The organism is Methylomonas koyamae (assembly GCF_019669905.1).
In the GTDB taxonomy this organism is placed as follows: domain Bacteria; phylum Pseudomonadota; class Gammaproteobacteria; order Methylococcales; family Methylomonadaceae; genus Methylomonas; species Methylomonas koyamae.
In genome coordinates, this window is record NZ_AP019777.1 from 4,781,751 (window position 1) to 4,806,539 (window position 24,789).

General features: G+C 56.6%; 23 protein-coding genes. 11 read left to right on the top strand and 12 right to left on the bottom strand.

What is annotated here, in order from left to right; genetic code table 11:
* Positions 1-9: 9 nt before the first annotated feature.
* Positions 10-162, bottom strand: a complete 153-nt coding sequence (locus MKFW12EY_RS21535; RefSeq protein ID WP_197485008.1) for a hypothetical protein — start codon at positions 160-162, stop codon at positions 10-12.
* A gap of 187 nt (positions 163-349) precedes the next feature.
* Between MKFW12EY_RS21535 and MKFW12EY_RS21540 the strand changes: the two genes are divergently transcribed.
* From MKFW12EY_RS21540 to typA, 4 genes are all read left to right on the top strand, one after another.
* A complete protein-coding gene (locus MKFW12EY_RS21540; RefSeq protein ID WP_054761337.1) occupies positions 350-1,252 on the top strand; it encodes a LysR family transcriptional regulator in 903 nt (300 codons plus the stop codon).
* Positions 1,249-1,827, top strand: coding sequence for a class I SAM-dependent methyltransferase (locus MKFW12EY_RS21545; protein WP_054761340.1), 579 nt, complete (start codon positions 1,249-1,251; stop codon positions 1,825-1,827). The genes MKFW12EY_RS21540 and MKFW12EY_RS21545 overlap by 4 nt, the downstream gene beginning before the upstream one ends.
* Before the next feature lie 3 nt (positions 1,828-1,830).
* The gene (locus tag MKFW12EY_RS21550) at positions 1,831-2,223 is read left to right on the top strand and encodes a rhodanese-like domain-containing protein (protein ID WP_054761342.1); all 393 of its coding nucleotides are present in this window, start codon (positions 1,831-1,833) and stop codon (positions 2,221-2,223) included.
* A gap of 97 nt (positions 2,224-2,320) precedes the next feature.
* On the top strand, positions 2,321-4,138 hold the full coding sequence (gene typA, locus MKFW12EY_RS21555) for a translational GTPase TypA (protein WP_064027242.1): 1,818 nt from the start codon (positions 2,321-2,323) through the stop codon (positions 4,136-4,138).
* A 23-nt stretch (positions 4,139-4,161) separates the two neighbouring features.
* Here typA and MKFW12EY_RS21560 read toward each other — a convergent pair whose 3' ends face one another.
* The 3 genes from MKFW12EY_RS21560 to MKFW12EY_RS21570 are packed head-to-tail and all read right to left on the bottom strand — an operon-like array spanning position 4,162 to position 7,898.
* Positions 4,162-5,853 (bottom strand): NAD+ synthase, encoded by a 1,692-nt coding sequence (locus tag MKFW12EY_RS21560; protein ID WP_054761344.1) that lies wholly within the window; start codon positions 5,851-5,853, stop codon positions 4,162-4,164.
* A 14-nt stretch (positions 5,854-5,867) separates the two neighbouring features.
* Positions 5,868-7,055: a nicotinate phosphoribosyltransferase gene (gene pncB / locus MKFW12EY_RS21565; protein ID WP_054761346.1), complete on the bottom strand. Its 1,188-nt coding sequence runs from the start codon at positions 7,053-7,055 to the stop codon at positions 5,868-5,870.
* Positions 7,056-7,067: 12 nt separating this feature from the next.
* Complete coding sequence (locus MKFW12EY_RS21570; RefSeq protein WP_221053744.1) at positions 7,068-7,898, bottom strand: cysteine hydrolase family protein; 831 nt, start codon at positions 7,896-7,898, stop codon at positions 7,068-7,070.
* 153 nt (positions 7,899-8,051) lie between these two features.
* On the opposite strand from MKFW12EY_RS21570, the gene MKFW12EY_RS21575 reads away from it, so the two are divergent.
* The gene (locus MKFW12EY_RS21575; RefSeq protein WP_054761354.1) at positions 8,052-8,720 is read left to right on the top strand and encodes an NUDIX hydrolase; all 669 of its coding nucleotides are present in this window, start codon (positions 8,052-8,054) and stop codon (positions 8,718-8,720) included.
* Between the two features lie 57 nt (positions 8,721-8,777).
* On the opposite strand, the gene MKFW12EY_RS21580 is transcribed toward MKFW12EY_RS21575, so the two are convergent.
* From MKFW12EY_RS21580 to MKFW12EY_RS21610, 7 genes are all read right to left on the bottom strand, one after another.
* On the bottom strand, positions 8,778-9,587 hold the full coding sequence (locus MKFW12EY_RS21580; RefSeq protein ID WP_054761356.1) for a sulfite exporter TauE/SafE family protein: 810 nt from the start codon (positions 9,585-9,587) through the stop codon (positions 8,778-8,780).
* Positions 9,588-9,762: 175 nt separating this feature from the next.
* Positions 9,763-12,891, bottom strand: a complete 3,129-nt coding sequence (locus MKFW12EY_RS21585) for an efflux RND transporter permease subunit (protein ID WP_221053745.1) — start codon at positions 12,889-12,891, stop codon at positions 9,763-9,765.
* Positions 12,888-13,952, bottom strand: a complete 1,065-nt coding sequence (locus tag MKFW12EY_RS21590; protein WP_245006386.1) for an efflux RND transporter periplasmic adaptor subunit — start codon at positions 13,950-13,952, stop codon at positions 12,888-12,890. The genes MKFW12EY_RS21585 and MKFW12EY_RS21590 overlap by 4 nt, the downstream gene beginning before the upstream one ends.
* Positions 13,953-13,991: 39 nt before the next feature.
* Positions 13,992-14,921 carry a hypothetical protein gene (locus tag MKFW12EY_RS21595; RefSeq protein ID WP_054759682.1) on the bottom strand — a complete coding sequence of 310 codons (930 nt, stop codon included), beginning with the start codon at positions 14,919-14,921 and terminating at the stop codon, positions 13,992-13,994.
* A 104-nt stretch (positions 14,922-15,025) separates the two neighbouring features.
* On the bottom strand, positions 15,026-16,219 hold the full coding sequence (locus tag MKFW12EY_RS21600) for a Wadjet anti-phage system protein JetD domain-containing protein (protein ID WP_054759684.1): 1,194 nt from the start codon (positions 16,217-16,219) through the stop codon (positions 15,026-15,028).
* On the bottom strand, positions 16,216-19,593 hold the full coding sequence (locus tag MKFW12EY_RS21605) for an ATP-binding protein (RefSeq protein WP_221053746.1): 3,378 nt from the start codon (positions 19,591-19,593) through the stop codon (positions 16,216-16,218). The genes MKFW12EY_RS21600 and MKFW12EY_RS21605 overlap by 4 nt, the downstream gene beginning before the upstream one ends.
* A 229-nt stretch (positions 19,594-19,822) precedes the next feature.
* Positions 19,823-20,455, bottom strand: a complete 633-nt coding sequence (locus MKFW12EY_RS21610) for a DUF4194 domain-containing protein (RefSeq protein ID WP_054759688.1) — start codon at positions 20,453-20,455, stop codon at positions 19,823-19,825.
* Between the two features lie 152 nt (positions 20,456-20,607).
* Here MKFW12EY_RS21610 and MKFW12EY_RS21615 point away from each other — a divergent pair, with 152 nt between their 5' ends.
* From MKFW12EY_RS21615 to MKFW12EY_RS23355, 4 genes are all read left to right on the top strand, one after another.
* Complete coding sequence (locus MKFW12EY_RS21615; RefSeq protein ID WP_054759690.1) at positions 20,608-20,838, top strand: nucleotidyltransferase family protein; 231 nt, start codon at positions 20,608-20,610, stop codon at positions 20,836-20,838.
* Positions 20,831-21,046 (top strand): HepT-like ribonuclease domain-containing protein, encoded by a 216-nt coding sequence (locus MKFW12EY_RS21620; protein ID WP_221053747.1) that lies wholly within the window; start codon positions 20,831-20,833, stop codon positions 21,044-21,046. The genes MKFW12EY_RS21615 and MKFW12EY_RS21620 overlap by 8 nt, the downstream gene beginning before the upstream one ends.
* 214 nt (positions 21,047-21,260) lie before the next feature.
* Positions 21,261-21,521, top strand: a complete 261-nt coding sequence (locus MKFW12EY_RS21625; protein WP_221053748.1) for a type II toxin-antitoxin system ParD family antitoxin — start codon at positions 21,261-21,263, stop codon at positions 21,519-21,521.
* A 69-nt stretch (positions 21,522-21,590) separates the two neighbouring features.
* The gene (locus MKFW12EY_RS23355; RefSeq protein WP_373280567.1) at positions 21,591-21,815 is read left to right on the top strand and encodes a type II toxin-antitoxin system RelE/ParE family toxin; all 225 of its coding nucleotides are present in this window, start codon (positions 21,591-21,593) and stop codon (positions 21,813-21,815) included.
* Between the two features lie 106 nt (positions 21,816-21,921).
* On the opposite strand, the gene MKFW12EY_RS21635 is transcribed toward MKFW12EY_RS23355, so the two are convergent.
* On the bottom strand, positions 21,922-23,496 hold the full coding sequence (locus MKFW12EY_RS21635) for a DUF262 domain-containing protein (protein ID WP_221053750.1): 1,575 nt from the start codon (positions 23,494-23,496) through the stop codon (positions 21,922-21,924).
* A 555-nt stretch (positions 23,497-24,051) separates the two neighbouring features.
* Here MKFW12EY_RS21635 and MKFW12EY_RS21640 point away from each other — a divergent pair.
* Positions 24,052-24,462 (top strand): nucleotidyltransferase substrate binding protein, encoded by a 411-nt coding sequence (locus tag MKFW12EY_RS21640; RefSeq protein ID WP_221053751.1) that lies wholly within the window; start codon positions 24,052-24,054, stop codon positions 24,460-24,462.
* Positions 24,449-24,778, top strand: a complete 330-nt coding sequence (locus tag MKFW12EY_RS21645) for a nucleotidyltransferase domain-containing protein (protein ID WP_054759694.1) — start codon at positions 24,449-24,451, stop codon at positions 24,776-24,778. Before MKFW12EY_RS21640 ends, MKFW12EY_RS21645 begins: the two co-directional genes overlap by 14 nt.
* The last annotated feature ends 11 nt before the right edge of the window (positions 24,779-24,789 follow it).

The window sequence follows — 24,789 nt, forward strand, 5'->3', positions numbered from 1 at the left end:
TTCTGGGGATCAGCGGCTCGCTTGGGTATTGAGCGAGATATTGCTGAACATCGAGGTCGCTGCGAACAGGACAGTGGAAATTACGAACAGGCCGGAAAGAAAATTCAAAATGCCGGCAATAAACAAAGTACCGACCAGTACATCTTTTTTAAATTCATTCATTGTGCTGAAATCCTCTGTTTAATCTTGCATTTGGCAAGATTTTCTGTGCTTTCTCGTTAAGTTGCCGCACACTATACCGGAGATAAAAAAGTTTACAATTAGGCGTTTATTAAATAAATTGTATGAGATTAAGAAACAATAAAAATGTCAACGTTTTTTAGCAACTTCCAACGCCACCGGAGGCAGAATGGACAAACTAACCAGCATGAACGTTTTTGTCCGCGTCGCCAAGGCCGGCAGCTTCGCCGGGGCCGCCAAGGATTTGGATATCTCCCGAGCTATGGCCACCAAGCACATCATGCAATTGGAGAGCGAGCTGAATACGCGCCTGTTCAACCGTACGACCCGCAGCTTAAGCCTGACTGAAGCCGGCGAGGCTTATCTGGAACGCTGCCAGCAGGTGTTGCTGGACGTCGCGGAAATGGAATCGGCCATCACCCATCTGCAAACCGAACCGCGCGGCACTTTAAAAATTCTGGCGCCACCGGTAATCGGCGCCAGCCACATCTCGCCCGGCCTGACCGAGTATCTGAAAAACTACCCGGATCTTTCGGTGGAGATGGTGCTGAAAGGCGGCCAGGTGGATTTGATCGACGAAGGCGTCGACTTGGCGATTTATCTCGGTCAGCTCAACGACACCAGCCTGGTCGCCCGCAAACTGGCCAGTTCCTCGCTGGTAGTCTGCGCGTCGCCGGAATACCTGAAAAACCACGGCATCCCGCAAGACCCGGAAGATCTGGAAGACCATAGCTGCCTGATCAACTGGGCCATCCCGCCGCGCAACAAGTGGCGCTTCAAAGGCATCCTCGGCGAGCGCACCGTCACCGTGACCGGGCGCATGCAAGCCAACATGGCCGACCCGATCCGCAATGCCGCCGTTAACGGCCTAGGCTTGATTATGCTGCCGCGCTACATCGTCGGCCGCGACATCGAACAAGGCCGTCTGCAAGTGGTGATGGAACAATACGGCATCGCCCCGTTGGAGATTTACGCGGTTTACCCACACCGCAAGTATTTGTCGGCCAAAGTGCGTTCGTTTCTGGAATTCATCCAAGCCTGGCTACCGCACCGGATCGGCATGAACCCATGAGCGAACTGCAACGCAAGTGGGACGCGATTTACCGCAACGCGGCTGAGGCACCGACCGCATCGGAACTGCTCGCCAACCACTGCTATCTGTTGCCCGAACGCGGCAGCGCTCTGGATTTGGCCTGCGGCCTGGGCGGCAACGCGCTGCTGCTGGCAAAATCCGGCTTGAATGTCGCTGCCTGGGATGTATCGCCGGTAGCCCTGGAAAAACTCCGGCAAAATGCGCAACGGCAAAGCCTGAGCGTCAACACCCGCCACTGCCAAATCGGCGCCGAATCCCTGCCGACATGCGCTTACGATGTGATTGTCATCTGCCGTTTTCTTGACCGCACCCTGTGTAATGCGATAATGGCGGCCTTAAATCCGGGCGGCCTGCTGTTTTATCAAACATTTACCCGCGACAAGCTTGACCAACACGGCCCCAGCAATCCCGATTACCTATTGGCCCACAACGAGCTTCTCGAGCTGTTTAAGCCCCTGAGCGTGGTTTTTTACCAGGAGTACGCCAGGATCGGTGACACGCGGCTCGGCAACCGAAACGAAGCCTGTTTCATTGGGCAAAAACTTGAGCGGTAACCCATGATAGAAAATCTCGACCCCAAACAAGCCTGGGACTTGTTGCAAACCAATCCCAACGCCGTGCTGATCGACGTGCGCACCGCCATCGAACACAGCTTCGTCGGCCATCCGCCGAAGGCCATCCATGTGGCTTGGAAAGAATTTCCGGGGATGCAGTTAAACGCCAATTTCGTTGCCCAGGTCGAGCAGCATGCCTCCGATAAATCGGCACCGGTATTGCTGCTGTGCCGCAGCGGACAACGTTCTGTAGATGCCGCCAAAGCGCTGGAAGCCGCCGGCTACCGGCATTTGGTCAATATTCTGGAAGGCTTCGAAGGTCCGCTCGACGCCGACCGGCACCGCGGCAACCTCGGCGGCTGGCGCTTCCACGGCCTGCCCTGGAGCCAAAGCTAAGCCCGCGCCTTTTTAATACCGTTTCCAGCCCACTTCCGCGCCGGCCAAGAATTTTCAGGACCGGCACATTCATTCTGTAAAAAACCCAATAAATCCCGTGATAGAAAAACTCAGAAACATCGCCATCATCGCCCACGTCGACCATGGCAAAACCACCCTCGTCGATCAATTGTTGCAACAATCCGGCACCTTCGGCGACCACGAAAAAGTCGACGAGCGGGTGATGGACTCCAACGCGCTGGAAAAAGAACGCGGCATTACCATCTTGGCGAAGAATACCGCTATCGACTGGAACGGTTACCACATCAACATCGTCGACACCCCGGGCCACGCCGACTTCGGCGGCGAAGTCGAGCGGGTGTTATCGATGGTGGATTGCGTATTGCTGCTGGTCGATGCGGTCGACGGCCCGATGCCGCAAACCCGCTTCGTTACCCAAAAAGCCTTTGCATTGGGCCTGCACCCCATCGTCGTCATCAACAAAATCGACCGTCCCGGCGCCCGTCCGGATTGGGTCATCGACCAAACCTTCGACTTGTTCGACCGCCTCGGCGCCACCGACGAGCAATTGGATTTCCCCATCGTCTACGCTTCGGCGCTGAAAGGCTATGCCGGCCTGGACAGTAGCGTCGAAGGCGGCGACATGACGCCGTTGTTCGAAACCATCGTCGAAAAAGTGCATCCGCCCAAAGTCGATCTGGACGGCCCGTTCCAGATGCAGGTCATCAGTCTGGATTACAACAGCTATGTCGGCGTAATCGGCATCGGCCGCATCCAGCGCGGCACGGTGAAAACCAATCAACCGTTGACGCTAATCAACCGTGAAGGCGCCACCCGCAACGGCCGCATGCTGCAAATCTTCGGTTTCAAAGGTTTGGAGCGGATCGAAGTACCGCAAGCCCAGGCCGGCGACATCATTGCCTTTACCGGCATCGACAAACTGGAAATCTCCGACACGCTGTGCCAGCAAGATGCCGTCGAAGCCTTACCTCCATTGAAAGTGGACGAACCGACCGTCAGCATGACTTTCCAGGTCAACACCTCGCCTTTCGCCGGCAAGGAAGGCAAATTCGTCACCTCAAGGCAGATACGCGACCGCCTGAACAAGGAATTGCAACACAACGTGGCGTTGCGGGTCGAAGACACCGAAGACCCGGATAAATTCAAGGTCTCCGGCCGCGGCGAGCTGCATTTGTCGATTCTGATCGAAAACATGCGCCGCGAAGGCTACGAACTGGGCGTATCGCGGCCGGAAGTGATTTTGAAGGAAGTCGACGGCGAACTGCACGAACCGTTCGAAATGGTCACCATCGAACTGGAAGACGAGCACCAGGGTTCGATCATGGAAAAGCTCGGCGAACGCAAAGGCGACTTGTTGAACATGGTACCGGACGGCAAAGGCCGCACCCGCCTGGAATACATGGTACCGTCGCGCGGCTTGATCGGCTTCCAAACCGAGTTTCTGACCGCCACCTCCGGTTCCGGCTTGTTCTACCACGTCTACGACCACTACGGGCCGATGAAAAAAGGCAACGTCGGCGGCCGCATCAACGGCGTATTGGTGTCGATGGTGCAAGGCAAAGCGCTGGGCTATGCCCTGTTCAACCTGCAGGAACGCGGCCGCTTGTTCATCGAACACGCCACCGAGGTCTACGAAGGCATGGTGATCGGCATCCATTCGCGCGACAACGACCTGGTGGTCAACCCGACCAAAGCCAAGCAGTTAACCAACATCCGCGCCGCCGGCTCGGACGAGAACATCCTGCTGACGCCGCCGATCAAGATGAGTCTGGAGCAAGCGCTCGAATTCATCGCCGACGACGAACTGGTCGAAGTCACGCCGCAGTCGATCCGGTTGCGCAAAAAATTGCTGACCGAAAACGAGCGTAAACGCGCCTCGCGCGCCAGCGAATAAGGGCCAATCCGGTAGCGGTCCGACTAATATTTGGCCGCAATCGGCATCTGCCTCCCGGCGCCGAAGGCGCGGGGACGAACCCGAATAATCGGCGGCGCCTGGCGCCGCTTGTATTCGTTGCGCGCGACCAGCCGGCCGATGCGCTGGAATACCGCCTCGCCGTCGGCCGAACGGCGATATTCCGCTACGAAATCGCGCACCGCCCGATATTCCGCTTCCGGCAGCAAATCGCCTTCTATCAGTAACTTCAAAATTTCGTCCAGCACCGGATACGGCGGCAAACTGTCGGTATCTTTCTGGCCGAACGCCAATTCGGCAGACGGCTCCTTCACCAGAATCGCTTGCGGAATCAACGGCCGGCCGGCGCGTCGGTTCAGATATTCCGCCAAGCCGTAAACCTCGGTTTTATACAAATCGCCGATCAGCCCCAGGCCGCCATTGGTATCGCCGTACAAGGTGCAATAACCGACCGAGATTTCGCTCTTATTGCCGGTCGTCAGCACCAACGCGCCGAATTGGTTGGAATGGGCCATCAGCACGGTGCCGCGTATCCGCGCTTGCAAATTCTCCAGCGGCAGGCCTGCCAACGGCGCGGCGAAACTGGCTTGAAACTGGGCTTTGAAAGCATCGACCAGTTCCCGGATCGGATGCGTCAATAACCTTACCCCCAGCGCGTCGCACAACAACTGCGAGTCGGTAACGGAACCGGCGCTGGAATACTCGGACGGCATCGTCACCGCAACCACGTTGTCCGGACCGAGCGCTTCGGCCGCCAAGGCGATGGTCAACGCCGAATCGATCCCGCCCGACGACCCGACTACGACCTGACGGAAACCGCAGCGGCGGGCGTAATCGCGCAAACCCAGCAGGATATGCCTGACCACAAACTCCTGCTCCGGCAAAGGCTGGCAGCGACCGGTACCATGGAAAGCGCCGCCGCCGAATTCGACCGGCTCCACAACCGATACGAAAGCCGGCGACTCGTAGGCAATCTTTCCGTCCGGATTGACGGCGAAGGAGGCACCGTCGAACACGATGCTATCCTGGCCGCCGACTTGGTTCACGTACAGAATCGGCAAGCGGTGGCGTTGCGCGGCGCCGGCGATAATCCGATGCCGTTGCGCACTCTTGCCGATGTTGGACGGGCTGGCGTTGATACTGACCACCAAATCCGGCCCGATTGCGGCCAAGGCTTGGTAAGGATTGACCGGATAATCGGCGGCGGCGTCGTTCCAGCCGTCTTCGCAAATCATCAGCCCCACTCGGTAGCCGGCGACGTCGATACTGGCGGCAGTAGCCGGCCCCGGCTCGAAATGGCGGCGCTCGTCGAAAATATTGTAGGTCGGCAACAACTGCTTGTGGTAGGCGGCCAGCACTTGGCCGTTTGCCAGCGCAAGCAACGAGTTATGCAGCGGCTTGCCGGGGCCGGAACGGGTTTGCGGCAAACCGGCGATGGCGGTAATTCCCGGAAACTGGCGGGAGAACTCCGCCAATTCTGCCAGAGCCCGCTCGGCCCGGCGGATGAAGGCCGTGTCGTTCAGCAGATCTGCCGGGTAGTAGCCGCACAGCGACAATTCCGGAAATACCAGCAATTGCGCTTGCAGCCCTGCGGCGTCGCGGAACGCCTGCTTGGCAATCAACAGATTTCCGGCAAAATCGCCGACCGTCGGATTGGTTTGGGCGACGGCGATACGTAATGTGTTCTGTCCCGGCATAGCTGATTCCCGCTTCATACGTAGTGGTTGAAGATCTGGCGCAAATAGGCAACGAAGGTCGGATCGTCGCACAAGGTCTTGCCCGGCGCGTCGGACAACTTGGCGACCGGATCGCCGTTGCAGCGCATCAGCTTCATGACGATATTCAACGGTTTGGCGCCGAGGTCGTTGGTCAAATTCGTGCCGATGCCGAATCCCAATTGAATCCGGTCGGCGAATTGGCGATACAGCGCGATGGCTTTGGTTATGTCCAAACCGTCGGAGAACACTAGACGCTTAGTATGCGGATCGATTTTCAGAGATTGGTAGTGGGCGATGGCTTTTTCGCCCCACAGCGCCGGATCGCCGGAATCGTGGCGCAAACCGTCGAACAATTTGGCGAAATACAGATCGAAATCGCGCAAAAAAGCATCCATGCCGATGGTGTCGGTCAAAGCGATACCCAGATTGCCGCGAAATTCCTGCGCCCAATCCTCCAGCGCCGTGCGTTGGAACTCGCGCAAACGCACGATATGCGCTTGGTAAGACTGCAGATACTCGTGCGCCATCGTGCCGATTGGTTTCAGGCCGTATTTTTTCGCCAGATAAACGTTCGACGTGCCTTTGAACAAATTCGGCACCTCGGTCGACAAGGTCCGCACCACTTCTTCCTGCCAACTACCCCAGGCCCGGCGACGCAAGCCGAAATCGAAAAACTCGAACGGATGGGTTGCGGCCGGCTGTGCAGCGAAAGCTTTCAGTAAGGCTACTTTTTCCTGCAAACGGCAGCGGCCTTCGGCCAGCAAAGCGGCTTGATCGAAGCGGCGGAAATACAGCTCCGAGACGATGTATAAAACAAAAATCTCGAAATTCATCACGTGGACTTGCGGGCCGGCGGCATCGATTCTAAGCCGCTCGCCCTCGGCATAGACCTTAAGATATTTCGGTTTGAAGCGGAACAGCGATAAAAACTCGATGAAGTCGGGCTTCAAGTAACTGAGCCCACTCAAAAACTCGAGTTCGTCCTCGCCGAATTGCAGTTCGCACAACTGCTCCAATTCGAATTTGACATCGGCAACCAGTTCGGCCAACGGATATTCCGGGGTATTGCGGCAGACAAAACCGTATTCCGCCGTGGCTTCCGGGCGTTTATGCAGCATGGTTTGCCACATCGGAAATTTATACAAGTCGTTTTCCAACAGGCTTTTGACGATAGGGGCCATAGTTTTTCTCCGTTACGGCCGGACGAGGCCGATTTCGCTGCTGGCGGCCAAACGGACGCCCCGTTGCCGCACATCGTTAAAAAATTGCTCGGCCAAGAATTCGCAACCCGGAACCGGGCTCATGCAATCGGTCAGCAACGTCAAGCGCTCGGCGATATCGGCCGGGCCGTATTGCAACAAATCCAAGATGGTTTGCCTGACGCAATGGCTACTGGCCTGGCCGGCCACCCAAACCGAATCCGAACCGGCTAACAGATCGAGCAAGTGCCGGTTCAAATCGGTATCGGCATCGCCGGGGTAGGGAATTACCGCTTTCAGCGCCGAAAAGTTCTCGGTCCAGATGTTCAAGCCCTTTTCGATAACATCGATAGGCGTTAAGCGCCTGGTCTCCCAGCGTTGCAGCGCGCCGGCAAGTTCGGCATTCAAATTCGCGCCCGGCGAACCGACCAGGCAATGCGGCGGCCATAACGTCAACGCCAAGCCCTGTTGCTCCAGATTTTGCAGATATTGCAAAACGTAACGCTCGGCATCGGCGGATATTTGCGCCGTTAGCGCACGGTAACGGCCGCTGCGCAGGTCCGCCGCAGTGACCTGGGTAAACGGCGGCGGCACGGCACCGTTCGCGTCGCGCCACATCGTGTGATGCGCCAAGTCGATACTGTGGTGCAAATCGAGCGTGACGACAACCGCATCGATCGCGTCCGCCAGCCGATCTATCAGCCGGACCAGGCGCAAACAATCCTGGTAGGCTCCGGGAACCGGCAACGCCGGCAACAGACTGCCGAAGGGGCGGTCGCAAAAATCGTTCTGGGCGTCGATGACTAACAATTGGATCGTGTGCATAAACCTGCTCCGGCCAAAAATTCGAGACAGGCTTAGCCTATTCCTATTAGTTACAAAATGCAACTATTAAGATAGGTTAAAACATTTATAAAATATGGCTTATATATTTATAGTTCACATTTTGTTACTAAACGCCTGACGGAAAACTTCCCTATGTCCGAGCGGATGATTGCAACGATAGACGTGGTACTGCTGACGATTCAACAGCAGCAATTGAGCGTGGCCTTGGCGAAACGAGAACACGAGCCTTACGCCGGCCTGGATGCCTTGCCGGGCGGCTACATCCAGGCCGATGCCGACCGCGATAGCCTGGATGCGGCGCTACGCATCTTGCGCCGGAAAACCGGAGTCACTCCGCCTTACCTGGAACAATTGCGCACCTTCGACGGCTGCGCCCGCGACCCCAGGGGCTGGTCGATTTCGATCGCTTATTTTGCGTTGGTCGACGCCGAATTGCTGTTGCAGGCAAATCACCCAGGACTATCCATTTGCCCGGTCGATGCCTTGCGCCGCTTACCCTTCGACCACAACGACATTATCGATACCGCTGTGGAGCGGATCCGCAACAAATCGCAATATTCGTCGTTACCCTGCCACTTGGCCGGCGAACGCTTCACGTTGCCGAAGCTGCAAAGAATCTACGAAGCCTGTCTGGGCGAGAAGCTGAATAAAGTCAGCTTCCGCCGAAAAATGGAAGAACTGGGGGTGTTGGAGGAAATAGCGGGGCAAACCGAAGCCGGCGGCGCTCACCGGCCGGCTCAGGTCTACCGCCTTAAGGCCGAATTTGCCAATGCCTTGAAGTTATTGCAACGGGGTTTGTGACCGCCTCGCCTCAAGGCGCGCCCTGCGGCATGAAACCAGCGGCCCTGGCCGGCAACGTTACTGCATCACGAATTTGGTGCCGATCACCAGCAGCAAGGTCGCCAACACCGGCCGTAACACTTGCTCCGGAATTTTGGCGCTCAAATGGCTGCCGATCCAAATACCCGGCACCGATCCCAACAACAAGCTGATCAGCAAGTCCAGATCGAAATTGCCCAGGCTCAAATGGCCGAGGCCGGCCACCGCGGTCAGCGGTATCGCATGCGCCAGATCGGTACCGACGATTTTCAAGGTCGACATTTTCGGGTACAAAAACAGCAACGCCACGGTACCCAGAGCACCGGCGCCGACCGAGGATAGCGTCACCAACACGCCCAATACGGCACCGGTAGCTACGGTGGCGATTTTTTCCCAGCGCGGCGAAAACCGGCCGCTGTTATCCTGCGTACTATGGTCGTCGTCGATTTGCTGCTTGGCCGCTTTGCGCAGCAAAAAGCTGCGTATCAACAAGGCGCATGCCGTCAATAGCAGCGCCACGCCCAAAGTGAACGTGATCGCACCGGTGGTTTCCTTACCGACCGCCATCAGGTTTTTCAAGACATACAAGGTCGCGCAGGCAAACGGCAAACTGCCCAGCCCCAGCCAGCCGACGATTTTCCAATCCACCGAGCCGTGCTTGCCGTGATGGACGAACACGCCGGCGGTTTTGGTGATCGAGGCGTAGAGCAGGTCGGTACCGACTGCAACCGCCGGTTTGAAGCCGAACAAAAACACCAATAACGGCGTCATCAAAGAGCCGCCGCCGACGCCGGTAATGCCGACCAGCAAACCGACCCCGAAGCCGGACAAGGTATACATCAAATTCATTTTTTACCCGTTCAATTCGTAAAATTCGATAACGGCTGCATTATGCCAGCGCAAGCGATCAAACTATTAATGCTATATCGGCATATGGTTATCCGAAAATTAGATATTTGAACCGGTAAGACTAAGGGACCGTTCGTAGCCTTCGGCCACGAACGGTCGAAATGGAAAATACGAATCAAGATTCGGTTTGTGCACCAGGGACTGCGACCCGAAACCAGGCGGCATACAGCGCCGGCAGAAACAACAAGGTCAAAATGGTGGCAACGGTCAAACCGCCCATGATGGCGACGGCCATCGGCCCGAAAAACGCACTGCGCGTCAGCGGCACCATCGCCAGAATCGCCGCCGCCGCGGTCAACACGATAGGCCGGAACCGGCGTACGGTCGAATCGACGATGGCTTCGAAATCGGAACGCCCGGCGCGCTTGTCCTGCTCGATCTGATCGACCAGGATCACCGAATTGCGCATGATCATGCCCGATAACGCAATGGTGCCCAACATCGCCACAAAACCGAACGGCTGCCGGAACGCCAGCAGGAACAAGGTCACGCCGATCATGCCCAACGGTGCCGTCAGCAACACCAAAGCCACCCGCGAGAAACTTTGCAACTGGATAATCAATACCGTCAGCACGCTGAACAAAAACAGCGGCATGCCGGCAGCGACCGATGCGCCGCCCTTGGCCGATTCCTCCACCGCCCCGCCGACTTCCAAACGGTACCCGAGCGGCAACTGCCGCACGATATCGCCCAGTTGGCTTTCGACCTGGGCCGACACCACCGGCGCCTGAATCGTCCCATACAGATTGGCGCGCACCGTCACGGTCGGCAAGCGGTTGCGGCGCCAGATCACGCCCTCTTCAAAACCGTACTCCAGCTTGGCAATCTGCGACAGCGGCACGCTGTGACCGTCCGCCGACGGAATCATCAGGTTTTCCAGTCGCGACAAATGCTTGCGCTCGGCAGCGGTGCCGCGTACCAGCAAATCGATGCGTTCGATGCCTTCGCGAAACTCGCTAACGTATAAACCCTGCGAGGCGCCGTTGACTAGACTGGCGATGTCGGCGGAGCTTACCCCCAACAAACGGGCTTTGGATTGGTCGACATCGACTTTCACTACTTTGACCGGCTCTTCCCAATCGTGTTGCACATTCGATAAATGCGGATTGGCGCGCATCACGTCGGCGACCTGACGGGCGATCGCCTGCAAGGTCGGCAAATCCGGACCGGACACGCGAAACTGCACCGGAAAACCGACCGGCGGCCCGTTTTCCAAACGCAACACGCTGCCGCGCAAACTTGGAAAATCCTGCTCGAACAAGCGGATCAATTTAACGCGCAGCGCCTCGCGTTCGGCCGGACCTTTGCTCAGCACCACCAATTGCGCGAAACTGCGTTGCACCAGTTGCTGGTCCAGCGGCAGATAAAAACGCGGGCTGCCGTTACCGACATAGGCCACGTAGTTGTCGATGCCGTCCTGCCGTTCCAGCCAAGCTTCCAATTTCTTTACTTGGCTTTCGGTCGCAGCATAGGAAGCGCCCTCGGCCAACCGTAAATCGACGATCAGTTCCGGCCGGGTCGAATCGGGGAAGAACTGCTGCTGGACCAACTTGAAGCCGAAAAGCGCTGCGACAAAAATCGCCGCGGTCAACAAAATGACCCAGCCGCGGTAAATCACACAGGTTTCCACCAAACTGCGGAAGCGCCGGTAAAACGCGGTTTGGTATAAGTCATGGTGTTGCGGCGCCGAATGCGGCGTTTTCTTCCATTGCGCCCGGATTCGGCTCAAAGCCGATTGCGGACGTTTGCCGTCGCGCATTTCCGGCAACAAATGGAAGCCCAGATAAGGCACAAACACCACGGCAGCCAACCAGGACACCAGCAACGCAATCACCACCACCTGGAACATGGAACGGGTGTATTCGCCGGTCGACGAAGCGGCGGTGGCTATCGGCAGAAAGCCGGCCGCCGTGACCAGGGTACCGCTCAACATCGGCATTGCCGTCGAGGTATAAGTAAAAGCCGCGGCGCGGGTCCGTTCCCAGCCCTGTTCCAGTTTCGACGCCATCATCTCCACCGCGATAATGGCGTCGTCCACCAACAGGCCCAGCGCCAGAATCAGCGCCCCCAGCGAAATCTTGTGCAAACCGACGCCGAACAAATGCATCAGCCAAAACGTCGCCGCCAGTACTACCGGAATGCTGATCGCGACGACGACGCCGGTCCGCAAACCCAGCGACATCAAACTGACCCCGAGCACGATGACCAAGGCTTCGGCCAGCGATTTGACGAATTCGTTGACCGAGCGCTGTACCGCCTGCGGTTGCGACGATACCGGATGCAACTCCAGCCCGACCGGCAATTGGCCTTGCACCGTACCGATTGCGGCATCCAGGTTACGGCCCAACTGAATGATATCGCCGCCGTCGCGCATCGATACGCCGATCAACAAGGCGTCGCGGCCGCGGTAACGCACCCGGTCGTGCGGCGGGTCTTCGAAACCGCGGCTGACGCCGGCCACGTCGCCCAATCTGAATTCGTGGTTATTGGCGCGCAATCTAAGGTCGCGCAACTGGTCAAGGTTATCGTAGCGGCCGCTGACCGAGACCCGGATATGCTCGTCGTGAAAATCGAAACTGCCGCTGCCGGCCACCAAATTCTGGGTCTGCAAGGTGCGAATCAAGGTCGCGGTGTCGATGCCGATGGTCGCCAATTTGGCGTTGGATAAATCGATGTAGACCCGTTGCTTCTGCTCGCCGAAGAAATCGACTTTGGCCACATCGGCCACGCGCAGCAATTCGGCGCGCACCGAATCGGCGTAACGTTTCAGTGCGGCATAATCGTAACCGTCGCCGACCAAGGCGTAGAGGTTGCCGTAAACGTCGCCGAATTCGTCGTTGAAGGTCGGCCCCTCGATGCCGTCGGGTAGGGTATGGCGAATGTCGAAAATTTTTTTCCTGACCTGGTAAAAAATATCCGGCACTTCCGCCGGCGGCGTCGAATCCTTGGCCAATACGAAAATCAACGATTCGCCGGGCCGCGAATAACTGCGCAGATTGTCCAGCCACGGCACTTCCTGCAGTTTTTTTTCCAGTTTGTCGGTAACTTGCTGCTCGACTTCGCGGGCACTGGCGCCCGGCCAGCCGGTACGCACCACCATCAGCTTGAAGGTAAACGGCGGATCCTCGGATTGGCCGAGCCGGCTGTAGGAAACGGCGCCGATCAAGGTCAACGCCAACAAGGCATATAACACCAAAACCGGGTGGCGTAACGACCACTCGGACAGGTTGAAGCGTCCGTTCATGGCTGTTCCCTTCGGGCTGGCTGTACGATTTGGCCCGGCACCAGCGTCTGAGCACCGACGGCAACCACCAACTCGCCGCTCTGTAAGCCCTGGTTGACAACGGTGCCGTCCTCGCGGAACGGGCCGGTTTGCACCGGACGCGGCGTCACGGCGCCGGTCGCCGGATCGACCACCCAGACTACGCTGCGGCCGTCGCGCTGGGTCACGGCGGTGGACGGCAACAACCAGGCCTGCTCGGCGGCGGCGTCGAAACGGACGCCGGCCGTCATGCCCAGATGCACGTCGGCATCGGCGGCGGGCAAGGCTACCCGCAACTGAAAGGTCCGCGTCACGCTATCGGCCGCCGGCGCCACTTCCCGCACCGAGCCGCGGTAAATTTTATTCGGTAAAGCCCACAGCCTGACCTCGGCCGCAGCGCCGACGGCGACGCCGCCGATATGCGACTCCGGCGCGGAAATCGCTACTTCCAGGCTGTCGGTCGCGGCAATCGTCGCCACGACCTCGCCGGCCTCGACCACCTGGCCCGGTTCGGCGCGGATTTCGGTGACCACGCCGTCGCGATCGGCCTGCAATTGGGTATAGCGGGATTGGTTGCCGCTGACGGCGGCTTCGGCGGCGCTTTGTTTGACGCGGGCTTGGGCGGATTTGAATTTGGCGTCCTGAATATCCAAGGCTTGGCCGGAAACGAATTTACGTTCGAATAAGCGGCGCTGCCGGTCCAATTCCGCCTGCGCCAGCGCCAAATCGGCCTCGGCCACGCGCAGCTCGGCCTGTGCGGCCTGCGCGGATAGCTTGGTGTCGGTATCGTCCAACCTGGCTAGTACCTGTCCTTTGCGGACCAGGGCTCCGCGTTCGACCAAGCGTTGGACGATTTTGCCGGCGATGCGGAAACCTTGCCCGCTTTCGTAACGGGAACGCACTTCGCCGACCAATACGGTCGGCGCCGCTCGGGTGCGTTCGCCGACTTCAACCACCTCCGCCGGACGCGGTTTCGGCGACGTCGCAACTTCTTGTTGGCAGGCGCAGAGCAACAAGAGCGACATCGTCAAAAACACTTTCATTGATTCTCCTTGAAAAAATTTCCACGGAATTGCCCACCGTCATTTGTGCATCGCTTTAGTGATCAATTCCAAAGGCGTTAACGAAATCAAGGCGCGGAACAACACCAGGTTGCCCGAGCCGAACAATCCGTAACATTCGTAATCCAGCGGAGTCGCCTTCAGATCGCCGAAATCGTGGGCGGCAGCGTCCTGCGCGGGCTTGATCAGAATATGCAACGCGTCGTTACTTCGCAGTTGCGCCAGCAAGCGCCGATCGATACTGATTTTGTGGGAAGTATAGACCATCGGATTGCGCTCGAAATCGTGCAGCCATTTCAGGGCTTTTTCCAATAGCGCGCTGGACAGCAAGGCACAGGGGAACATTTCCGGAAACTCGACTTTATCCTGCAACTCGTCGAAATACTCGGTTTGGTCGCGCAGCGACGCACACAGAAAATTCTTGGCGTTACTGGTCATCATGAATTTGCGCTTCAGGAAAAAGCCGTTCGGCAAAAAGCAGCGGTCGGGCTGGATTTTCAATTCGCCTATCCTTGCCAGATTCGGATTCGGCAAAAACAGCGGCTCGGCCGTTTCTTTTTTATAGCCCATCAACGCCAGGTTACCGTCGGCCTTGACCACGATACGGTTGCTTAATACCGGCTCGGGTTCGGTTTTGAACTGGCTGTCTTTGATCTCGACCTGCAAAATCTGGCCGGGTTTGACCGCGTTGGCGAAGGAAAATTGGTAGTTGCTGAAATGCAGCGCATGCTGCCCGATTAAACCGGCCTCTTCCCGGCCGGCGCGGAACCGGGCGATTCTGCCTTCGATCAGAGACTCCAACTGAAACCCCAGCGAAATCGGCCCGCCGAACGGATTGTCTTTGATCCGCTGCCATTTGTGCGGATCGTGAAACAAATTGAAATCGTCCGTGGAATTGCGGGCGATGTCGATGTGAAGCTGGGTGAAAACGTCCTGAATGTCCGAATGCATGTAGGGCCTCCGCGGCAATGTGGTCCGAGATTATTGTCTCGAAATGCTAGCATCGGATCGATACTCCCACAAATTACCCGGCCCGGTTTTGCCCCTTGCACTCGCTATGTCGGCCCCCGGCGCAATCCTTCGAGCCGCGACTGCAAACGGTCGAAACCGACATACTCCTGCTCCAACCTCAGGTTTTGGCCGAAACGGTTATCGCGCAGTGCGTCGTACAGTGCACTTTCCGCGGAGGTTAAACCGGATAAATCGGCGCGGCTCGGAGTGGTTTCCGCAACCCAAGACGCGCGGTGCGCCAGCAAGGTTGCCTCGTCCATCAATAACGAGCGCGTTTGCGGAAAGTATTGGCGAAACTGGCTCAGAATCGCAAAGCCGTGGGTATCGATGTCGCCCCAATAATGAATTTCCTTATCCTTCAACCATTCGGCTTGCGCCAAGGCATCGAAACCGTAGCCTCGGCCGAAGATCACCATGCTATTGGCAAACGGCGGAAACACCAGGCCGTTGATGTCGTTTTCGGTGACGAATACCCGCCGTACAGGCAAATTCAGCGTCGCGAATTCGCCGGCGGTCACCGTCAGATCGCTCAAGCCGGCGATGCGCAGTCGGCTATCCAGCAAGCGAAAGCGAATCGTCGCCGGCTTCGCCAAAAAACCGTAGCGCGCCTCGAAGCCGGCGACGCCGGTTTGTGTGGAATCGATCGCCGCTGCTGGCAACAGCAAATCCAGCCATTCGCCGAGCAACTTTTTGCGGCTTTCGATGAATTTGCTGTCGATGCCGGGCAAGCTGATTTGGCGTAGATAAATGCCTGGCCGCGGATGCTCGACGACCCAGCCGACCACGCTCAACAATTTCCGCCATTCATCGGCGTGCTCCAAGGCACGTAACGGATATTTCAATAACCAAGGCCGCAAAGCAGCGAAATCGTCAAGCAGCGATGCCGCCAACTGTCCGAAAATCGCCAATTCCTTGGCATTTTTCAAATACGCCGCCGCGTCGTCCGGCTTGTCGAAAACCACCGCCGCCGGCAAACGGTTACGCCCCGACAGCCGATGATTGATGTCCCGCCATTCGATGGCAAAATGCTTGGCCTCAACGGCCAACCAATGTTCGACCCAAACCTGCGCGGCGGCAAAATCGGCGGCCAATTGCGCCGGGCTGGGTGACTTTAACGGAATACGCAGCGGAAACAATCCGCTCGGCGCCAGGCTTTCCGCCAGGATTTGCCCGCGCTGCCAGCGTTTGTCCAGTTCGGCGCGCAACTCGGCCGGCAAGGTCCAGACCGGCTTGCTCATCCGCCGCGCGCCGCGCGTTCGGCGCGGTACTCTTCGATACTCAGATTGCGCAATTTGGACGCCCGTCCTTCCTCGTTATGCACGAAGCCGACCGCCGCGACATAGGGCTCGATGATATGGATTTTCTGCAGCGGCGTGACGATCAGCAATTGCAGGTTGAGCTTTTCGAACAGCCGCAAACCGTATTGCGCCGATTCGTCCGAGCCGCGGCCGAAGGCCTCGTCGATCACTACGAAGCGGAACGAGCGCGAACGCACCGCGCCCCATTCCAAACCGAATTGATAAGCCAGGCTGGCGGCCAGGATCGTGTAGGCCAGTTTTTCCTTTTGGCCGCCGGATTTGCCGCCGGAGTCGGAATAGTGCTCGTGCTCGCTACCGTCTTCCCGCCAGCGCTCGCTGGCGCCAAAATTGAACCAATTGCGCACGTCGGTAACCTTGGCGGTCCAGCGCCTATCTTGCTCGGCCTGACCCTCGCGGCCGCGAAAGCGCTCGATGATTTTTTTGACTTCCAGAAACTTGTTTTCCGAATACTGCTCGTCGTCGGAGCCGGTCAGCGCGCCCTCGGTGCAGGCGCGCAACTCGCTTTGAAAGTCGCGCACGTCGGCGTCCGGCGTCGGTTGCGCTTCCAGCACGATGAAGCGGTTGGTGTTGTAGTCGATCTGGGTCAAGGATTCGTTGATCAGCGCGATGCGTTCCTTGATGGTTTCCCGCTCGCGGGCCAGTTGCGACTGGAAGTTGGCGACCTCGCGGATAGTATTTTCGTTGAGCAATTCCTTGAAACGGGCCTCGAAGCGCGGCAGGTCGTCGCCTTGCAAAGCTTCCAACATGGTTTGATATTCGTGGGCGCCGCCGATGCCGACATCGACTTCCTGGGTTTCCAACGGAAAGGCCGCGCAATAGCCACGCATCGCGTCGATGATCTTGTCGCGCAAATAATTGAGCCGTTTGGTCTCGTTTTCGATTTTGGTCTGCAACCAATCGCGCATCTCGCGCTCGCGGTTGTCGCAGGATTCCACCGTGACTTGCCGCTCGGCCAGCACTTCGCTACGTAGCGCTTCCAAAGCAGGATATTGCGCGGCGTGCGCATCGCCGGCTTCGTTCAAGATGTCGGCGGTTTGCGCCAACAGCGCCTCGGCGGCCTGTTTGCGTTGTTCGGTGGCGCCGGTTTCCTTGATTTTGTCGCTCAAGGCCCGCTCAGTTTCCAGCAACGCGGCTTGCACCGCCGCTAGCTGTGCGCCGAGTTGCTGCAACAAATCGGAAGCCGCCTGTAGTTGCCGGCGTTCTTCGTCCAGCGCGGCGATGTCGGCGGCCAAGGGTTGCCAGTCCAGTTCGCGGAAATCGCGGTATTCGCCCAGCTTGGTTAAGGTTTCCAATTGCGCCTTGACCGTGGTTTGCGCTTTGGCGATGTCGGCCAGACGGCCGGCTAAATCGGCTAGCTGCTTTTCCAACAGCTTGGCCTTGTTCTCCAACGCGGCGATCTTGGCGGCGTTGCTCCAGCCCAACACATAGCGGCTGCGGTCGTCGAGGCGGTGGCGGTCGTCTTTTTCGTGGCGTTCGCCGGGCGCCTTGATCTGGCCGGCGCGGGTGATGGCTTTTTGCTCGCGGCGAAATTGCTCCTGGGTCGCGCAGCAGGCCACGTCGAAGCGGTGGCCGATCTCGCGCTCCAGCCAATCGTAAAACGCCGAATCGGGTTTGATCGCCAGTTTGCGTGCCAACGAATCGCGGTGCAGCTCCGGCAAGTCGCCGCGCAGGCCCGGCCTGACCCGGAAGTAAACCAGGCGGCCGCGCAAATGGGTTTGCTCCACCCAATCGGCCACCGCCGCGTAATGCGCATCCGGCACCAGCAGCGACAAACCGAAATTGCGCAACAGCCGTTCGGCGGCGCCTTCCCAATCCTTGTCTTCGTCGCGCACCTGGATCAATTCGCCGGCAAACGGCATCTCGTCCTCGGCCAGATTCAGCGCCCGACACAGCGCCTGGCGCATTTTGATTTGCGTATCTTCGATGTTGCTGCGCCGCGCCTTCAGGCTGGCCAGCTCGTTTTGCAAGTCCTGGTGCTCGCTACGGCCTTGGGCGAAGGCCACGCCGATTTCGTTGGCCTGATTTTGCAGATCGGCTTCGCGCACCTCCGCGCTTTCCCGCAGCTCAGTGAAACGCATTTGCTGCGCCAGAAAGGCTTCGGCGTCTGCCGGTGCCGGCAAATCCAGGCTTTGCAGCAATTGTTGGTAACGGCCGGACTTGTCGCGGCGGCGCGCCAGCTCGTCTTGCAGGCGCTCAATTTCCAGGCCCAATTGCGCGATACGGTCGCCGCCATTGGCGGCAATATTGCGCTGCAATTCGCGCTCGTCGAGTTGCTGTTGCCGCTTGCGCTGGTTCAGCCGCTCGAGTTGGGTATTCTGTCTGGCCAATTCCTCGTCCAAGCCGGCCAGCCGCTTTTCCAGCAAGCCCCGCTTCAGGCCTGCAAAAAACGGCCGCAAGGCTTCGCGGCAGGCGCGCAGGGTTTCGGTTTGCTCGTTGAGTTGGGTGTGGCGCTGGCAATCGGCGACCAGCGGCGTCAACAGGCTCATCTGCCGCTTGGCCTTCAAAACCGCGTCGTGGGCGCGGTTCAGGTCGTCGAAATGATTGATCAGCGCAGTGATGCGCGGCTCCACTTCGGAGGGTTCCAGCATGTGGCTGCGCACGAAGTCGGTCAGATTGCCGACCGATTTCATCGATACGGTTTGATGGAACAATTCCAGCGCTTGCTCGTTGTCGATGCCGAAGCGGCGGCGAAACCAGGCGCCGTAGGGCGGAAAGCTGTCGTGCAACTCGGCGCCCAGACCGCGCAGCTTCTTGCGCAATTGGCCGATGTCGCTGCCAAAATCGGCGAAGTCGGCGGCGATGCTCAAGTCCCGTTCGGCACCGACGAACAGCCGCGCCGGCTGGCCCTGACGGTCGCTGATCCAGAACACTTGGGCCAGCGTCACGGTCTGGTCGTAGCCGGCGTTATGGAACACGCCCAATATTACGGAATAACTGTTGTCGCCGCGCAAGGCCACCGGCTTGGCGCTGCCGCTGACTTCGTTGCGCTCGGATTTGTAATGGCCCAACACATAGGAACGCAGACTGCGCTCCTTGGCGTCGGCGCCGGCGGCCTTGTTGTAGGCGATGCGGTGGGCCGGCACCAATAAAGTGGTCACCGCATCGACCAGCGTCGATTTGCCGGAACCGATGTCGCCGGTCAACAGCGCGTTGCGGCCGTTCAAATGCAAGACCCAAACCCGGCCGTCGAAGGTGCCCCAGTTATAGACTTCCAGGCGTTGCAAGCGAAAGCCGGACAAGGCGTCGTCGTCGACGAAGTCCAGGGAAAATTGCAGGTCGTTAGTGGCGGTCATGGCGTGGCGGAATTTTGGTCGAGACGATGTAAAACGAAATGAACGTCCTCCCCCGCTGCCCGAATGCCATTTAGCTTAAGCTGCTTCCCCCTTTGCAAAAGGGTGATCGAGGGGGATTTATTCAGAAAATCTCCCCTAACCCCTCTTTGGAAAAGAGGGGGACAAACCACGATATACCTAATGGCATTGTCCCGGCGGGAAAGCGCGATGGGGATCAATCTACGCAGAATCACTCTCCGCCTTCCCGGCCGCCAAGCCATTGCGCTTGATACTCGGCCAATCGGGCGTCGAATTCCGACAGCCACTGCGCATCGACAAAAGCTTTCAATATCCGCCTGACTTCGTAATTGGCCGACTGCCCGGAAGCCGCCTTGAGTTTGCGCAAGAAACCCAGTTCGACCACCTTGTTGATATGAGTTTCGATCTGATCGATCAGCCGCGCCTCGTTGCTGCGTGGCGGCAAAAACACCCGGATCAACTCGACGATGTCCTCGCGCGACAAGACCAACCGAGTCTCGCCGCCGCCGCGGTCGAACTCGGCCAAACGCTTGCGCAGCAAGGCCAACAACAAGCTGACCGGTAACGACAACGGCCGGCGCGCGATCAAACGCGGCAACTTGGCCGCAGTGTCGTCCTCTTCGGCGTCGGCTTGGCGCGAACGCAAAAACGCATAACCCTCGGCCTCGTCCAGCACCAACTCCAAACCCAACACCGCCACGTAATCCCGCACCCTGGCTTGCAGATTCAGCAAGGCATTCCAAAGGCCGCCGTCGGTTTCCTGGTAGATCACGCCTTTCAAAAGCGGGATGATTACGGCCGACAGGTCGTACGTCTGCGAAATGTCGGGTTCGGCGTCGGTCATGGTGAAATCGTTTTAATTGAGCAGGCGTTGAATTGCGCGTATTTTAGGGTAAAACCATAGCCACCAGAGATAGCCTGCGTTATGACTTTCGATGCTACTATCCATTGCCAACTGGAAAAGCGGAGTTTTACGGACTTAACAAGCAAAGCCTTATGAATCGGAACCAGGCATTAGAACTGCTGAGAAAACTCAAACCCGTTGTCGCGCAACGGTTTGACGTAGACATTTTGGTCAGCTTCGATGGTCCGGCGACCTCGGCGCGGTATTTCGGCGTGCAGTTTTATCTGGAAGATCAATTGGGCCGCCCGGTGGATTTGGTCACCGATAAAGCCTTGCGCCCGGAATTGCGGCCGTTCATAGAAAAGGAAGCTATCGATGTCTGAAACCGCCGGGCGGGAATGGCGTTTCTATTTGGACGACATGCGGGCATTTGCTGAAAAAGTGCTCACTTATACCGATGGCTTCGATCAACAGGGCTTTACCGATAGTGGATTGAACTACGATGCCACGGTGCGCAACCTGGAATTGATCGGCGAAGCTGCGACCCACATTCCATGCGAAATTCGCGAAAACAATCCGCAAATTCCCTAGCGCATGATCATCGCCTCCCGGAATCGACAACGATACACTGTGGAGCATCATCCAGACCGATATAACCGCGTTGCTGCCTTTGCTTCACCATCTACGGCAAACCAGCATTCAAACAGAATAGGTTGAATCGGCGTGGACGCGAGACGGACATGACCAACTCAGACAGTTGACAGCCATATTAAAGACCCGTCAAATAACATTAGGAGATGCCATCATGCCCACCAGCGTCGCACTAAGCCCACATTTAGAAGCTTTCATCCGCGAACAAATTAGCAGCGGCCGTTATAACAATACCAGTGAAGTGGTGCGTGCGGCCTTGCGATTGATGGAAGAACAACAGCAACGCCAGGCTTTACAACTGGAAGCGCTGAAAGCGGAAATCGCTGCCGGCAAAGCCAGTGGGCCCGGCATCCCAGCCGATAGCGTTTTCGCGCGATTAGAGGCAAAGTACCAGCAACAAGCCGATAGCCAGTGAGCAAGCTGATTGTAACGCCTCTGGCTAAACGCGACATCGAAGCAATCGGCGATTAGATCGCCCAGGATAATCCCCGCCGCGCACTCGGATTTGTCAGAGAGTTATGCTCAGTGCAAAACCATCGCCGTAAATCAGCTAGGCTACCGTCTCCGTCCTGAGCTGGTGGATAACCTCCGCTCATGCGCCTATGGCAACTACTTGATTTTCTTTAGCGCCACCGAGCAAGAACTAACCATTATCAGGGTACTCCACGGCACCCGGGACATATCTGGCGAGTTCACCTCAGATCAGTAGCTATAAGGTAAACGGGATAACGAGCGCCGCCACAGATAGGTTGTGTAGGCGCTCCGGTCGCGACGATGCGCTTAACGGCAACATCTTATGCCGCAGGTTATCGGGTTTATGGATTGATTCCACAGAGTTCGCGAGCCTTGTGTGCAAGTGCCTCCGCACGTAGGGCTAAAAAGGCCTCATAGTTGTCATCGAAAAGCGCATTCGGACAAAGATGTGACTGAAGAATTGCGTCGATATTTGCTGCCATCTTTCCCCGATAAATGCTCGGGCGATCACCACCAAGCGCACGATTGTCAGACCGAGCGATGAAGCAAAAGTTGGCCAAAAGATTTTCGCTCTTAGCGGTTTGACCAGATGTTGCCAAGAAAGCTTTTGGCATGAGGTGATGAAATTCCTTTCTATTGTATAGCTGGAGTTTCTGGCGCAGATTGATAGGAGTCCCGCTAATAAAGTTCATGGGGCTATTTTGTGCCAATAGAGCTATAAACGTCTTCGTGTTTACGGAACCGATCAAGAACCTATTGGTAGTAAAGAAATCGGAGGACACGCTGACTACTATCTCCGCTAAGCGTGAAGTATTTCCCTCTCGAAGTTTTTTTGCTTCAACTATATCTATATCTAGGTGGCGCAATACACCGGCACTGTATCGTCCTGAGAAAGCTGATCGCCAAAACCAATTCGACAAAATATGTCTTTGCTGGTCGCTAACTGCGACCTCTGTGTTTGTTGGCGCAGCAAAGAAAACCGCAAGGGGAATGAGCGCATTTTCAAAAGGTAAGGCCGATATAGAGGGTAGATGGAACGTGTTTTCCAAGAAGTCCAGCGCACCTCGAATACCATTTATCACCTCACCAAACCGCTCACGAACTGCTGCTCCATTTAGCTTAACAAGACTTTCTGGGCGAGAAGACCCCGTAAGAATTGCTGCAGTACATCTGAGCAAAAGGCTTATATCATTAGAAAGCTCTGTAAACCCGTAGTCGCTAAGCTCAGAAATTAGATCTTCAAATTCCGCCTGTAGTTGAAAGTCTTCACTCCAAGTCCAAGCCGATAGAAGCTGGAGCGTATCCAAGGGAACGCCTTGTCGATTAATTCGTTCGAAAATTATCGCAACTTTTTCCTTTTCATCAGTACGAAAGGTTTGAACCGGAATTCGTGCCTCCCTAAAAACTGTTTGCATCGCATCAATCTTTAAAGCTAGCTCGTCATTCATGGAGCGAGTAAGCCTTCGATATTCGGTTGTATTGAATATGGCGCGTAACGGGAAGTGCCGATCAGAATTAACTTCTTCAGGCGATAGAGCAAAAAACTGCGTTTCCTGAACATCCGCCACCTGTTGGTAATCGAAGAAGACGTCTTTCCATGTTTCGGAGTTGCCTTTAAGCTCCGTTTGAAAAACGCCAAATATCGAGGTAACTCGCTGCTGTCCATCTAGTACATAGTCGATTGGAAAATCGGCTTGTGGGTCAGGTAGATTAAACGGCCCCAGCTTTTTTTCTGTTCTCAGGCGTTCGCTTGTTCTCCAGAACAGAAGAGAGCCGAAAGGATAGCCTTTGTAGATACTGTCTACGAGAAAAGCCACACGATCCGGTTCCCACACAAACCCTCTTTGGAATGCGGGGATACGGATTTGCCCTCGATAGACCGAATCGAGTATTTCACGAATAGTTAAATTATCCATGATTTTCCATTACTATGTTATTGATATCAAATAATAAATTAAGACAGTAAGGCATAGACATATTGCGCTGCATGTCGGCCTTTAATTATGTGGCTCATTATCGGTAACCAGAGCTTGACCTTTCATGACGCCGAATCGGCGTTGCGGGTAATTTTCCACTAACTCTCGAATTTGGGCATCGATTTCAGCGTCGGATAATTTCAGTCGGTTTGCTTCGAGTGCGGCCATTGACGCTGATGCGCTAACTTTTGACGGCGGTGCGGGAAAGGACGGCTCAACGAAAGTCACCAAAACTTTTACCAGCCGGTAACGTTCACGGCCGCCTTGAAAGCCAAGCCTTGTTTGGGATCGTAAATCACTTCAGCGGTTTGCAACATGACATGCCTCTGTTTTGATAATCCTCTCAAGATACAAGTATCCCACGATTCGAACGAAAATCCTCCGGTAATCCAGAGGATTTACTTGTCATGAATAATCCTCGCGCGTTAAGCTGACTTTCTCTTAAAAACGCCATATCAAATACGAAAGGCCTTTAAAATCAAGGATTCACCCTTTATGCATCAAGACACCCGCTGGAAACAGCGCTTCGCCAATTATCAAAACGCTTTGGCGCAGTTAACCAAGTTCATCGACAAAGGCGAGCTCAATGAATTGGAAGAACAAGGCTTGATTCAGGCCTTCGCATATACCCACGAACTGGCCTGGAACGTGTTGCGCGAATATTTGCTGGAAAAAGGCCATCAGGACATCCTCGGCTCGCGGGACGCAACGCGGATGGCATTCAAATTGGGTTTGATCGACGACGGCGACAGTTGGATGGATATGATTCGCGACCGGAATCGCACCAGCCATAGTTACAATCAGGACACCGCCCAAGCGATCGCCGCAAATATCAAGCAACGCTTTCTCGGCTTGTTCGTCCAGTTGCAAATCAAGCTACGGAATTTGCCGGATGACAGCGATTAGCCCCGAAGTCTGTGACCGGTTTGGTTTAAAGCCGCACACCATTAGCGCGATTCAACGCGTATTTGCCAAATATCCGCAAGTCGAACGCGCGATTTTGTACGGTTCGCGCGCCAAGGGTAATTATCGGCCCGGTTCCGACATCGATTTGACGCTGTTCGGCGACAACTTAACCTACGCCGACCTATGCCGGATCGAAACCGAGATCGACGACTTACTGCTACCGTACACGCTGGATTTATCGCTTTACGATCAGATCGATAACACCGACTTGCGCGAACACATCCAGCGCGTCGGTCTGGTGTTTTACCCGCCCTGATCCGCTTTTGG

What these genes read in the sequence shown, in the direction of transcription:
- MKFW12EY_RS21575 (WP_054761354.1), top strand. Translation starts at nt 8,052, where the DNA reads ATGTCCGAGCGGATGATTGCAACGATAGACGTGGTACTGCTGACGATT.
- pncB (WP_054761346.1), bottom strand. Translation starts at nt 7,055, where the DNA reads ATGGCCCCTATCGTCAAAAGCCTGTTGGAAAACGACTTGTATAAATTT.
- MKFW12EY_RS21635 (WP_221053750.1), bottom strand. Translation starts at nt 23,496, where the DNA reads ATGGATAATTTAACTATTCGTGAAATACTCGATTCGGTCTATCGAGGG.
- MKFW12EY_RS21610 (WP_054759688.1), bottom strand. Translation starts at nt 20,455, where the DNA reads ATGACCGACGCCGAACCCGACATTTCGCAGACGTACGACCTGTCGGCC.
- MKFW12EY_RS21570 (WP_221053744.1), bottom strand. Translation starts at nt 7,898, where the DNA reads ATGCACACGATCCAATTGTTAGTCATCGACGCCCAGAACGATTTTTGC.
- MKFW12EY_RS21550 (WP_054761342.1), top strand. Translation starts at nt 1,831, where the DNA reads ATGATAGAAAATCTCGACCCCAAACAAGCCTGGGACTTGTTGCAAACC.
- MKFW12EY_RS21535 (WP_197485008.1), bottom strand. Translation starts at nt 162, where the DNA reads ATGAATGAATTTAAAAAAGATGTACTGGTCGGTACTTTGTTTATTGCC.
- MKFW12EY_RS21585 (WP_221053745.1), bottom strand. Translation starts at nt 12,891, where the DNA reads ATGAACGGACGCTTCAACCTGTCCGAGTGGTCGTTACGCCACCCGGTT.
- MKFW12EY_RS21625 (WP_221053748.1), top strand. Translation starts at nt 21,261, where the DNA reads ATGCCCACCAGCGTCGCACTAAGCCCACATTTAGAAGCTTTCATCCGC.
- MKFW12EY_RS21540 (WP_054761337.1), top strand. Translation starts at nt 350, where the DNA reads ATGGACAAACTAACCAGCATGAACGTTTTTGTCCGCGTCGCCAAGGCC.
- MKFW12EY_RS21545 (WP_054761340.1), top strand. Translation starts at nt 1,249, where the DNA reads ATGAGCGAACTGCAACGCAAGTGGGACGCGATTTACCGCAACGCGGCT.
- MKFW12EY_RS21615 (WP_054759690.1), top strand. Translation starts at nt 20,608, where the DNA reads ATGAATCGGAACCAGGCATTAGAACTGCTGAGAAAACTCAAACCCGTT.
- MKFW12EY_RS21600 (WP_054759684.1), bottom strand. Translation starts at nt 16,219, where the DNA reads ATGAGCAAGCCGGTCTGGACCTTGCCGGCCGAGTTGCGCGCCGAACTG.
- MKFW12EY_RS21620 (WP_221053747.1), top strand. Translation starts at nt 20,831, where the DNA reads ATGTCTGAAACCGCCGGGCGGGAATGGCGTTTCTATTTGGACGACATG.
- MKFW12EY_RS21640 (WP_221053751.1), top strand. Translation starts at nt 24,052, where the DNA reads ATGCATCAAGACACCCGCTGGAAACAGCGCTTCGCCAATTATCAAAAC.
- MKFW12EY_RS21595 (WP_054759682.1), bottom strand. Translation starts at nt 14,921, where the DNA reads ATGCATTCGGACATTCAGGACGTTTTCACCCAGCTTCACATCGACATC.
- MKFW12EY_RS21605 (WP_221053746.1), bottom strand. Translation starts at nt 19,593, where the DNA reads ATGACCGCCACTAACGACCTGCAATTTTCCCTGGACTTCGTCGACGAC.
- MKFW12EY_RS21645 (WP_054759694.1), top strand. Translation starts at nt 24,449, where the DNA reads ATGACAGCGATTAGCCCCGAAGTCTGTGACCGGTTTGGTTTAAAGCCG.
- MKFW12EY_RS21560 (WP_054761344.1), bottom strand. Translation starts at nt 5,853, where the DNA reads ATGCCGGGACAGAACACATTACGTATCGCCGTCGCCCAAACCAATCCG.
- MKFW12EY_RS21580 (WP_054761356.1), bottom strand. Translation starts at nt 9,587, where the DNA reads ATGAATTTGATGTATACCTTGTCCGGCTTCGGGGTCGGTTTGCTGGTC.
- MKFW12EY_RS21590 (WP_245006386.1), bottom strand. Translation starts at nt 13,952, where the DNA reads ATGAAAGTGTTTTTGACGATGTCGCTCTTGTTGCTCTGCGCCTGCCAA.